We start from the raw sequence: 13,090 nt of genomic DNA on the forward strand, positions 1-13,090 counted from the left end.
ATGAAAAAAATATTTAAATATATAAGTTTATTATCCATTGGAGTATCAATATTGGCATGTAACAATTTTGATGAACTCAATACAGATCCGAACAGTGCATATACAACAAAGCCCGACGCTTTATTATCTTATGCCCAAAAACAATTGGCAGATTATTTAAATACTCCAAGTGTGAATGAAAATAATTTTAGGTTGACCATGCAGTACTGGCAGGAAGTAACCTATGTCGATGAAAGTAATTATGACTTTGTTACCAGAAATATCTCCAATAACGTATGGCTTGATCTGTATGTGGACACAATGCAGAATCTGGTAAAAGCAAAAAGCATCATTAATGAATATGTGCCTACTGCAACGGAACAAAGCACGTGGCCGGTAACAAAAGCGAATCAGTTGGCTATTTTAGATATACAGCAGGTTTTTATTTATCAGACATTGGTAGATACTTACGGGGATATTCCTTATAACGAATCCAATAGTATAGAATCTACTTCTTTACCTAAATACGAAAAAGCGGCAGATATTTACACCGACCTGATTAGCAGATTAAAAAATGATCTGTCAAAATTAGACCCATCAGGTAGCGGATTTGAAAATCCAAATGATCCTGACCGATCAGGAGATATTTTCTACAAAGGAAATGTTGCCAAATGGCAAACATTCGGGAACTCATTATTACTGAAACTTGCCATTGGTATAGCGGATCATAACCCATCCTTAGCTCAGTCAACAGCAACACTGGCTATCGGAAATGGTGTTATGACAAGTTCTGCAGACGATTGTTTATTCAGATATTTGAGTTCATCACCTAATTTCAACCCATTATATGAAAATCTTGTGGCAAGTAACAGAAATGATTTTGTTGCCGGAAAAACTTTAGTAGATTATATGAATGCTTCCTCTGATCCTAGAAGAGCAGCATATTTTGACGAAAATGTTACACCGTATAAAGGTGGTACTATCGGTACACCTTCAAGCTTTGCAGTAAACAGCCATATTGGGGATTTTGCTTACACACAAACAACCCCGGGAGTCATTATGAATTATACGGAAGTTGCATTTTACCTTGCTGAAGCTTCGGCACGTTGGGGTATTGGAGTCGCTCCTGCTTTAGCCTATGCAAATGCAGTGAATACTTCTTTATCAGAATGGGGAGTGTCTACTACTGATGCAACTGCTTATTTAGCCGCAAATCCTTACAATGCTACTAATTGGAAAAAATCAATTGGAGAGCAGGCATGGGTAGCTATGTTTAATCAGGGAATGGTAAGCTGGAATTTCTACAGAAGATTAGACTTTCCTGTACTTTCGGCACCTTCTACTGCGGTTTCACAGGCAGAAGGTAAAGTGCCGGTAAGATTACAATATCCTGTAAGAGAGACAACAACAAATCCTACGAATTACGCAGCTGCTGCAGCTTCCATCGGAGGAGATAAGTTGACTACAAAAATCTTTTGGGATAAATTTTAACAACCAGTAAATTTAATTTCCTTCATATTTATTCCGCCTTCGGGCGGTTTTTTTATTTCCGTATATTTGTACCTCGGAAAAGACACGTTATTTTGTCTTTGAAAATCAATTTAAATAAGATGAATATTAAAAATATAATAGAAGAAAAACTTCTGGAAGTAATCCTCAATGTCTATCAGTTGAAAGACATCACGCTGGAGGTCCAGGAAAATAAAACAGAGTTTGAGGGAGATTTTACCATCGTAACATTTCCATTAGTAAAACAGCTGAAAAAAAATCCTGAATCTATTGGGGTCGAGTTGGGACAGGCGCTAACGGAACAGACAGAACTTCTTGAAAGTTTTAATGTCGTGAAAGGCTTTCTTAATGTTAAGGTTAAAAATCAATTCTTTACCGATAATTTTAATGCTTTAGCAGAAAACTTTGACACTATAGAAAAGAAAAATTCAACTGTGATGGTGGAATATTCTTCACCAAATACCAATAAACCGCTTCACCTTGGCCATATCAGAAATAATTTATTAGGTTTTTCGGTGGCACAAATCCTTGAAGAAGCCGGATATGATGTAATCAAAACACAGATCATCAACGACAGAGGAATTCATATATGCAAATCAATGCTCGCATGGGAAAAGTTCGGGAATGGAGAAACTCCTGAAACTACAGGAACAAAAGGAGATAAGTTTGTAGGGAATTATTACGTAAAATTCGATCAGGAATATAAAAAAGAAATCGCTGAACTTGTTGCACAAGGCGTTGCTGAAGAACAGGCTAAAAAAGATGCTCCTTTGATGAAAGAAGCCCAAAAGATGCTCCTCGACTGGGAAAATGGAGATGAAAAAGTAAGAAATCTCTGGAATGAAATGAACTCATGGGTGTATAAAGGCTTTGACGAAACATACAAGAGACTCGGGGTAGATTTCGATCAGGTTCAGTACGAAAGCAATACCTATATTTTAGGGAAAGACCTTATTCAGGAAGGCTTGGATAAAGGAGTGCTGTATCAGAAAGAAGACGGTTCCGTATGGTGCGATCTTACCGATGAAGGACTGGATCAGAAGTTATTATTACGTTCAGACGGTACTTCGGTGTATATGACACAGGATCTCGGTACGGCTGTTGAGCGTTTTAAGCAAAATGATATTCAAAAGTTAATTTATACTGTTGGAAACGAGCAGGATTATCACTTCCAGGTTTTATTTAAAATTTTAGGAAAGCTTGGGTATTCGTGGGCAGATCAGTTGTATCACCTGTCTTACGGAATGGTTGAACTTCCGAACGGTAAAATGAAATCCCGGGAAGGTACGGTAGTCGATGCAGATGAACTGATGCAGGAAATGTATGAAGAAGCAAAATTAAAATCAACAGAGCAAGGAAGATTAGAAGGTCTTTCAGATGAAGAAAAGGAAAAGTCTTATGAAAAAATAGGACAGGCCGCACTGAAATATTTCATGCTGAAAGTAGATCCGAAGAAAAAAATGCTTTTCAATCCTGAAGAAAGTATTGACTTCAACGGAAACACAGGACCTTTCATTCAATATACCTATGCCCGTATTCAGTCTTTATTGGCTAAGGCTAATTTTGAATATAAGAAAGTTGATGGTGTTAGTTTAAATGAGTATGAGAAAGCATTGGTGATGCAGCTAGCCAATTATAAAGTTGTTGTTCAGAGAGCGGCAGAAGTATTAAGTCCGGCACTGGTTGCCAATTATGTGTATGATCTGGTGAAAACATACAACTCATTCTATCAGAGCAATCCGATCATGAATCAGGAAGATGAAAACATAAAGCAGATCAGATTAAACTTATCAGATCTCACGGCAAAAACCATAAAGAAATCTTTACGTTTATTGGGAATTACAACCGTAAACAGAATGTAAAGATACGCTTCAGGTAATATTGCAGAAAATCTTTAATAGAAGATCACTATAGAAAAAGGTGCGCAGGTTTGAATCAAAACCTGCGCACTTTTCGTTAAACTCCTGCGCAAGAGTTGAACAACTCTACGGCACAAGTTGGGCAACTCTACAGCAAGACTTACTCAACTCTTGCTTATCTTTTTTAATAAACGTCGAAATCCTTGTTTTACCGTGTAGAAAAGTGAACGTTAAAATAAACTTTATTTAGCTTTCAGATGGGTTTTTCGCTCTCAGGCTGTCTTCGTACAATTTCGCATCGCTCCATTTCGCATGTTTGGAAGGAATGATTTTAAACCCTCTTTTATAGGCATATACTTTGGTAAACTCCGCACCGAAGAAAACCAGCATACACGAATAATTGATCCACATCATAATCAGAATCACGGTTCCGGCCGCTCCGAATGCAGAGGTGGGCTTGGCAGTCCCGAAGTAAAGGCTTAAAAGAAATTTTCCTAATGTAAATAAAATTGTTGTAAGAAATGCCCCTCTCCATACCGGTCTCCAGCCAATCTCAACATCGGGGAGAACTTTAAACATTAAAGCAAACATAATCATAATCACTCCAAAACCTACAAGAAAGTTAACAAGCTGTACCAGCATATACGTTTCCAGTCCGAAATAAGCAGTGATCCAATTGTTGAGGAGGCTTATCAAAGAAGAAAGAATCATGGTAATCATCAGCAGAAATCCTATAATGAGGATCATTCCCAGTGAATTAGCACGGTCGAGAAGAAATTTAACAATGGCTTTTTTCGGCGCAGGCTGTACGTCCCAAAGGCTGTTCAGGGAACGCTGAAGCTGGAAAAAAAGTGTCGTGGAACCGAATACCAATGATCCTATACCGACCGCTTTCATAAAAACATTTTCTCTGTCGATTAAAGCTCCTGCAATCATATCCTGCACACTTTTGGCCGCATCCTGACCCATAATGCCGGTAATCTGGCTGCTGATCTGACCACGAATGGCTTCTTCACCAAAGAAATAACCCGCGATCCAGATAATAATAATCAGCAATCCCGGAATAGAGAAAATAGCATAATACGCCAGGCTCGCAGAATCATTGGAAGCGGAAGATTCATTCCATTTTGTAAAAGTTTCTTTTAAAGTTTCCCAGAAAAATTTTATTTTTTTTACCATGTATTAACTATTTAGAAAGGATACCCGATCGCAATATTTAAAATAAGATTGTCTCTTCTCCAGCTTGCATCTCCGAAATTAATTTTATTAAAAGTCCATCGGTCACCTCTTTCATAATAAGGCACTCTCAATGGCATGGCGAGGTCGAGTCTCAGAATTAAGATAGAGAAATCAAGTCTCAGACCAACTCCGGCTCCTACGGCAACTTCACTCAGAAATTCTTTAGAGAATTTTGCGCCCGGTCTGTCAGGATCTTCATTAACGAGCCACACGTTTCCGGCATCTGCAAATACGGCAACATTTAAAAACTTATATAAATTGGCTCTGTATTCTGCATTTAGTTCAAGCTTTATATCTCCCGACTGATCAAAATAATATCCGGATTCTATCGTTCTCGGATCAAAGCTTCCCGGTCCCAGTGTTCTTGCCCTGAAAGCTCTTACACTGTTGCTCCCGCCGGAGAAGAACTGCCTTGAGAAAGGAATATGTTCTGAATTTCCGTACGGATAAGCAATTCCGGCAATGGCTCTCGTTGCCAACGATGTTTTCTCACTGAATTTATGATAAAATCTAAAGTCGTTTTCAATCTTGGCGTACTGACTGAAAGGCACTCCGAAAATGGTTTTCTCTTTGTCTTTCTTTACATCCGCACCCGTTACAAGTCCTGTTATATTGCCCGCAAGATCCAGTGTTCCTTTATAATAAATCGTGCTGGGTTTAGACAACATGGTGTTGGTATAAGTATAAGAATAGGTAGGCCCAAAGATCAGCTGGCGTTCCACCACTCTTCTCATGGCATCGCTTTTTCGGGATATTGAATCATACAAAGGCGTAATATTAGCGGGAGAAACGTAAGTGATATCGAGGATTTTGAGATCATGTTCCTTTCTGGCGTTTTCTTTCCATACATATCCGAACGAGCCGCTGAAAGTATTCAGGGTGTAATATTCCGTACGGTTCTGGAATTCATAGCCCAGTGTGATATTGGTTCTCGGGACAAAAGCACTGGAAGAGTGGAATCTGAACGGAGCAATAATTCTAGGTATGGAAAGCTGTACATTTGACCCTGCCCTGAAAATATTTTTAGCATTTTTCGGCCCGCCGATCTGTACGTCAAAAGCACCATATACAGAGGCTTTGAACTGTTCTGCACCTCTGAAAAAGTTTCTGTGCGTCCAGTTAAGGTTAAGCTCGCTTCCTGCATAATTGGCAGAATTGGTTCTTCCCAAGGCTTCCAGACGCAGCGACTGAAGCTCTCTGGGAGTCAATAAATAATAGGCATCAAACTTATGCTTCAGCGAATCTGCAACGACAAACTCATTTTTAACAAATTTAAAAACGCCAAGACTGATAAGTCTGTTCAACGTAAGATTATGGTTGGTGCGGTTGTAAAGATCTCCTTGTTTGAAGTACAAGGCTCTGTCAAAAATTCTGGGTTTGAATTTATGTTCGGGATCAATAACATAAATATCGTTATAAGCGTATTTGCTGAGAGAATCAGAATTCATCGGGACATTGTATTTACCGTCCTTCACATCCCGGATGTTATAATTCGGAAAAACGATCACTTTATCAATACTAAACTGCTGCTTAGAAAGGTCGGGTGTATTGTCTTTAAGCTTTACATTCAGTTCTACTTTGTGGTTTCCGCTTACCGTACTGTCTGCCTGCACAATAATGTTGTCGGGATGGAAATAATAAAAACCGCGTTCTTTTAAACCATTATCAATACGTTCTCTTTCAGCTTTTATCACATCAAGATCAAAAGGCTGACCTTTTTTCAGGAAGGTTTTATCGGTAAGGCTTTGAATTTCACTGTTAACCAACGTAGAGTCCTGCTGGAATTTTACATCGCTAATGAGATATCTTGCACCAGGCGTTAAGGTATAGATTACTTTTGCCTTTTTATTTTTGGCAACCGTATCATACGTTGCTCTTGCATTAAAGTAGCCTTTGTTTTCGGAGTAATTCTCAATAATGTCTTTATTGAATTCACGGTCTACATCACCAAGAAGAACCGGCTTTTCACCTACTTTATATTTCAGCCAGTAGTTGAACCCTTTTTCCTTTTTCGGTTCTCTGGCAATATTATAGAAAAACAGTTTTGGCCTTAAACCTAAAAAACTTGAATTAGGTTTCGGAGTAAGATTGTCTTCCAGACCGGCTTTAAGATCTTTCTTTTCACTTTTGGAAATCGTATCATTTTCAATATTGATTTCTGCTCCGGTGTACAGCATTTGATCTTCTTTAAGGTATCTGGTGTTGCAGGAAACTGCAGCAAAAGCGATTCCTAATGTATATATATATTTAAAGGATGTTTTATAATTTTTTTTCATTTACTTAAATTCTACGGCTTGGTTCTGTTTGTTTTTTCTGTCTTCTTTTTGCTTTTTGTTTCTCGACTTTTGGAAAATATCCCGGAATTTGTCATAATCCAGCGTGATGATAAATCCTAATCCTGTTTCCACGATCTGTCCCTGAAGTGCCACCTGATACTCATTCTTACGGTAGGCGCGAAGCATATAACGGCCGTCTTTTGACAGGCTGTAATCTACCGTCACGTCTCCCGCGATATTGGTCATGTTTTCATTCTGACGCGCTTCGCCTTCCAGCCCGAAATTGCTGCCTACCGAAACTTTCAGACGGTCATTCAGAAGTTTTTTACTGATATCAACATTAAGGTCAGTTCTGGTGTTTTTTGTGCCTGAAGAATAATCTTCGGAAGATTCAAGGTCAAAATTCAGATCAACCCCTTTAATGAGATCAGAGGCAAGATTGTTTAGCTGTTGTGAAAGTATTTTACTCACACTTTGTCTCGCCATCATCTCTCCTGAAAGACCGGCACCTGATTCAAAAGGATTTTCACCAATAAATCTGTTTAATAAAAGGAGAGCAAAAACCTGTTTGTTCATTTCCGATTCCTGGGTTCTCAGCTGTGTCAGTTTCTGATCGACAATATCTGTAACGGTTGAGGAAACGGCATTGTTTTTTTCAGCAGTTGTAATATCAAATGTAATGACAGGTTTCAATAATTCACCTTTCATTTTTAATAACGTATTGAAAGGAATTCTCTGTTTAAACTGGTTGAGCGTTGTGGCGCTTTCTCCGCTGATCTGCTGTTCTACGAGATCGATCGGTGCGGCTTCAGTTTTATAGACTGCCGTGATGTCAAGCAAGGCAGTAGTTGGTTCACCGGTCCAGGTTATCGTGCTTCCTTTTTCAATATCAAACTTACGTTTCAGAACGCTTACCGACATTTCATAGCTTCCGGATTCCACCTGATAAACTCCGACAAGAGTGGTTTTCCCGGAAGGATCAATTCCGCCTGTAAGTTCTGCCTCGCCTTGAAGCTTTACAAAATCTCCGTTGGCTTTATCGATGAGCAACGATAATTTGGCTTCTTTACTCAGCTCGATATTTACACTTACATCCATTCCCTTGATTCTGCTTTGGGAATTTAAAGAATCTGCTTTGATGGTTTTATTTAAAGCCACCTGATCCTGATCGATAAACTCAACAATACCTTCTCTTTCCTCTAAAGTAGGAGAAGACTGAGGAAGGACAAATGTAAAGTCGGTGTCATCGGCAACTGCCAGACGGCCGTCTACTTTAGGCAAATCCAGATTTCCTTTGATGTGCAATGCGGCATCGATAGAAAGAATTCCGTACATGATCGCATCATTAGACTTTTCTGAATTAACTACTTTAAAATCTTTAGCATTTACATCAAGATTGAAAGCAAAATCCCTGTACGTCTGTGTAAGAACCTGCCCGTCGATATTTAAAGAATTACCGTCTTTATCGTTGATTTTAAAGTTGTTAAACTCGATTCCACGGCTCGTAAAATCAATTTCATCGTTAAGTTTTCTAAAGTCGCTGCCGGTTTTGGCAATTTCAAGTCCGACATCATTGAACTTTATTTTACCTAAAATATTCGGCTGCGAAGTTGTTCCGGTGATCTTTAAATTTCCGGAAAGATAACCTTCGGTATTGGTTACGGCATTCATCGAAAAGCCTTGGACAGACTTCATCTGAAGCTGATTGATTGCCATGTTCATATCAAATGTACTTGAAGCCGTATTGTAATCTCCAAGAATCTTCACATCATTATTATTTCCGGAAAGCACAATATCAGCATTTAAAATCTTCGGTGAAGTGTTATTCACTTTTACGGCAAGATTACCGACAGGATTTTCATAGACAATAAGATCTGAGATATTCAAATCGGAAGTGAAGGTCATATTTTTGGTGAGGTCCCGAATCTGGGCGGTTCCGTTGATATTTCCTCTTGCTAAAAGCGTATCTTTTTTAATCAGTTCGGTAATGGTTTCGATCTTAAAGTCCTTCAGAGAAACATTTAACGGAGCATTCGGAGACTGGGTTTCAGACTGCAGAAGGATTTCACTTCCTGAGTTCGACAATCTGAAATTGTCTGCCACAATACCTTTGCTGCTGATCTGTATTTTGTTGCCTTCCGCAACAGTCCAGTCGGTGTAATTCAATTTCAATCCATCAGGATTCAATGAAATTTCGGTGATGTCATTCAATGATTTTGCGTTTCCGGCAATCAGGAACTGTGTTTTATCTTTTGTATCTTTTGTCGTGATATTGTAATTGATGATGTCGTTGGCGATATCTCCTCCGATATTCACTTTATTCAAAGCAAAACTTGAACTCTTCAATGCAGCAACGTTCAGGTTATATTGCAATGCCTGATTTTCATTGGTAACCTTTAACGTAGCATTTTCAATGGAATTCTCTCCATACAACAACTGCGGGATTTGTCCGTCGATTTCTATTCTTTGAGAATCGGCATTATAATTTCCTGTCAGATTAATGGTTTCAAAACTCTTCAGATCCGGAACAAATTTTCTGATGAGATCATCATTTTTAATTTTTGCATTAAAGGTAAAAAACTGTCCTGCTTCGATTTTTTCATTCTTCGCAGGCTTTTGGAACTGATAATACTGATTGATTGTCTGCGTTAAAGCTCCGAATATTTGCGTAAGCCTGTATTTTCCTTTTAATTCCACATCGGCGATCTGCGAGTTGAAAATAATGTTTGTGGAATCTGCAGTTGCCGATGCCTTCAGGTTGATTTCCTGAATAGGATAAATTTCTTTCGTATCTGATATGGCAAAATCTTTTAAATTTAAGTAACCGTTCAGCTGATCGGGATCAAGATTGGTAAAGTCGCCGTCTATTTTTCCGGCAAGGATCATCGGGTCTTTATAGAACCCAAGTTTATTGAGATCAAGCTTCAGAATATTTCCGTTGACTTTTACCGTAGGATTTTTTTCGTTGTAAACTCCTGAGGCAGTCAGCTGCATATTGGCATTAGGATCTTTGGAGTTCAATATAATATTGTATGCACCACGTCTTATTTTTCCCGTAAGGTTCATGTTCTGATAGCGGTATCCTTTGTAAACGGCGGAAGCAACATGTCCTTTCAGATCTGCATTGGCATTTTTGAAATCGAAACTTTCGCCTTTAGCATAGATCTGCGCTGAAATCGATCCGATGTCTTTATTTTTAATGATTTTTCCGATCTGCAAGCCCTGAAGATTGGCTTTTACATCATATAATTCGTGGTTTTTTCTTCGCATATTGACCTTCGCCACCACGGAAGCATTTCCTGAAGTAGAGTAGAGGTTGAGGTTTGCATTCACAACTTTGGTCGTTCCTTTTGCCGTTCCTTTAATACTCATATTGGCAGGAAGGGAAATATTATTTGGAATAGTATTTTTCGGAACGAGATTATAAATTGTTTTCGCGGAGGAAGATAGTTCTTCAATTTTCAGATCATAGTACAGATTGTTGGGATTGGTCGCGTTTTTAATTCTTCCTGTAGCGGCTACTCTCAGCTGGTCAAGACCTGATACTTTAAGATTGTTGATTAAAAGGTCATTTACATTGCCCTTTACATTGGCATTGACATTTAAGACCGCATTCGGGTATTTGTTGAATGGTGCGGTATTGCGAAGATCAGGAGCGAGCGTTAAAATATCCGCAAACCCCACTTTTGAATCTTTGATATTGGCTGAAATCTTTACGGCTCCCAGGTTTGAGCTCAGTTGTTCGATGGAGTTGTAGTTTAGGATCACTTCATCGCGCAGAATCGTTCTCGATGTTTCGAGATAAAGATCTTTCAGGTATGCTTCTTTTTCATTGTACACGAAATCGGTATTGAATTCACGAACATCAAGTCCTCTTGCCTCCTGAATTTCTGCTGAATTTACCGAGCCGGCAAATGTATTGTTCTGCATTTTGAAGTCTCTGACCTCGAGATTCAGTTTTGAAAAATTCAGGTGATTAAAATCCATTCCCTGTTTTGTGGGAGCGATGGCAGTATTGTTGTAAGCCACTTTTACGTCATTGAGAACCAGTTTCCCGAGCAAAAGATTTAAGGCTTTCTGCTGGTCGGTGGATTTAGAAACCTCAGTTTTTTTATCCGCTTTCGGATCAGCATTGCCGGATGGAAGATAAAGGTTTGCATTAATATTGGCTCCGGATAGGAAAACATTGTCAACGTTGTATGCGTTATTTTCCAGATCAAGTTTGTTGACCTTGGTGCTGAGTTCTTTAAACAAAACTTTTGCAAATGTTTTTGTATTGTCATCTCCGTAATTAATATCGAAATTCGTAAGCTTTACGCCTCTTAATCCGAGTTGCATCGGCTTTTTATTGTTGAGAGAATCTACTTTCTTTTCAACTTTTTTGGAAACTTCTTCTACAAGATCCTGCTTCAGTTTAAGCTTCAGGCCATCAAGGTTGATATCATTAACAGCATAGGAGTTATTTTGTAGATCGAAAGTTTTTACTCTTGTATCAAAAGATTTAAAGTAAAGTTGAATATCATTTCTGGACTGCTGATCATTAAAAGTAATACCAATATCTTTCAGATTGATTTTATCTAAAGAAATGATGAAGGGCTTTGATGAACTTTCCTCTTTATCATTGGTGGCGAAGGCATCAATAATATAATCAAAGTTGAATGTGCCATCGGGTTTTCTTACCACATTAGCGCGGGCACCTTCCAGATCAACGGATGTGATGTCTGCCGTGGAATTGATAAGCTTAAGCATATTTAAGCCTACATCAAGCTTTTTTACGGCAAGAAGGGTATCAATATTTTGTCCCTTTAAATAAAGATTTTCCATAACAAGACTGTTAGGGAATCCTATGTAAACCCTTTCCAGGCTTACTTTTGTTTTGATTTTCTTTTCAAGATAAACAACCAGCTTGTCTTTAACAAAGTTCTGAACCGCCGGAAGTCTTAAGCTAAGAATAAGTAGCGTAATGAATACCAAAATAGATACTATGGTAATTATAAAACGCCGTAAGAGTTTTCGTTTGTTGATTTTCAGTTTCAAGAGTGATAGGGTTTAAAACAAATATAGCAATACTCATTGTACTGCTTATCTGTTGTGGTACCCTTTACGAATACAAAAATCCTGCCTTGACTGCCAATCTAATGGAATTTAGTTTAGTTGATTGTCAAGTGAATAGTTGATGCTGACAGTCAAAGCCTGGATTTTAAGGTATAAAAAGCCCTCTTTTTTTATTTTTTAATTGAAAAGGTTTTTAGCAAAAATGAATATTCCAATGTTAGTTTAGTTGTCTAAAGAGGGCTTGGCATGGTTTAATTATAGTGAGGCTATTAGTTTAATCATTTCCGTTTTCCCAGTGTACTTCTTCACCCTGAGGAGCTGCACCGCCCTGAGCCGGAGTGATAGGAGCAGTTTCCTGATTGATGTGGTAAATGTATGCTGCAATTTTTTCGGCATCTCTTCCGGTGATGGTTCCTTCTTTAATCAGAGGGCGCATCGTAGGATTATTAGGTGATCCGTTTTCAAGCATCCAGAATACATTTTTGAATAAACTTTTTTGTTTCACATTGATCCAGTGGTTATCGGTAAGGTTGGGTCCGATTCCTCCTTTTGCTCCATCTCCGTGGCAGGTTGCGCAATTGGTTTTAAAAAGCTCCTTGCCTTCTGCTACGTTGTCTGCACTGTATTTTGCATTTTCAAGGTTAATCTGAGGAGCTGTTTTTTCATATTCTGCAATAGAGGCAAGCATTGTTTTGGTTTCGTGTGTCAGCTCAGCCTCGGGGTGTGCATAATCTGTGAAGGCGAATGCGGTAAGATACACGGCGCAGAAGATAAATCCGAACCAGAAAAGACCAATCCACCATTTTGGAAGAGAATTGTCTAACTCTGTAATCCCGTCAAATCCATGGTCAATAAGAATATCTTTTTCCTCTGTTGCAGATTGTTTTTTGAAAGCCGAATTCCAAAGTTTCTGATAATAAGGGATGCTTTTTTCTTTTAGATATAAAGCTTTTTCTTCATCCGACAGTTTGGTGAAATTCTGATTCTCGATCAGATCTCCAATAGAATTCATGATCAGAAGCAGGATAATTGCAATTAGCATCAACCCCCAGAAAAAAGGAGAAGAAAAGTATCCTGAATCGTGCGCGAACATTTCGAACGCCATGACCGTCAAACCTATAGTGACAAGGATGTGTACTGAAATTGGGGTTCTGGTTTTCATTTTCAATTTAT

Annotated in this window: 6 protein-coding genes; 2 read left to right on the plus strand and 4 right to left on the minus strand. The window is 38.6% G+C overall.

What is annotated here, in order from left to right; genetic code table 11:
• Both BLR30_RS01145 and argS read left to right on the plus strand, forming a co-directional pair.
• Positions 1–1,470, plus strand: a complete 1,470-nt coding sequence (locus BLR30_RS01145; protein ID WP_089853468.1) for a SusD/RagB family nutrient-binding outer membrane lipoprotein — start codon at positions 1–3, stop codon at positions 1,468–1,470.
• A gap of 119 nt (positions 1,471–1,589) precedes the next feature.
• A complete protein-coding gene (gene argS, locus BLR30_RS01150) occupies positions 1,590–3,350 on the plus strand; it encodes an arginine--tRNA ligase (RefSeq protein ID WP_089853471.1) in 1,761 nt (586 codons plus the stop codon).
• A 243-nt stretch (positions 3,351–3,593) separates the two neighbouring features.
• On the opposite strand, the gene BLR30_RS01155 is transcribed toward argS, so the two are convergent.
• The 4 genes from BLR30_RS01155 to BLR30_RS01170 form a co-directional block, all read right to left on the minus strand.
• Positions 3,594–4,526 (minus strand): YihY/virulence factor BrkB family protein, encoded by a 933-nt coding sequence (locus BLR30_RS01155; RefSeq protein WP_089853474.1) that lies wholly within the window; start codon positions 4,524–4,526, stop codon positions 3,594–3,596.
• An 11-nt stretch (positions 4,527–4,537) separates the two neighbouring features.
• Complete coding sequence (tamL, locus tag BLR30_RS01160; RefSeq protein ID WP_089853478.1) at positions 4,538–6,862, minus strand: translocation and assembly module lipoprotein TamL; 2,325 nt, start codon at positions 6,860–6,862, stop codon at positions 4,538–4,540.
• A complete protein-coding gene (locus BLR30_RS01165; RefSeq protein WP_089853481.1) occupies positions 6,863–11,899 on the minus strand; it encodes a translocation/assembly module TamB domain-containing protein in 5,037 nt (1,678 codons plus the stop codon). It lies immediately after the preceding gene.
• Between the two features lie 292 nt (positions 11,900–12,191).
• The gene (locus BLR30_RS01170) at positions 12,192–13,079 is read right to left on the minus strand and encodes a cbb3-type cytochrome c oxidase N-terminal domain-containing protein (protein WP_089853484.1); all 888 of its coding nucleotides are present in this window, start codon (positions 13,077–13,079) and stop codon (positions 12,192–12,194) included.
• Positions 13,080–13,090: the final 11 nt, after the last annotated feature.

This window comes from Chryseobacterium taeanense (genome assembly GCF_900099685.1).
In the GTDB taxonomy this organism is placed as follows: domain Bacteria; phylum Bacteroidota; class Bacteroidia; order Flavobacteriales; family Weeksellaceae; genus Chryseobacterium; species Chryseobacterium taeanense.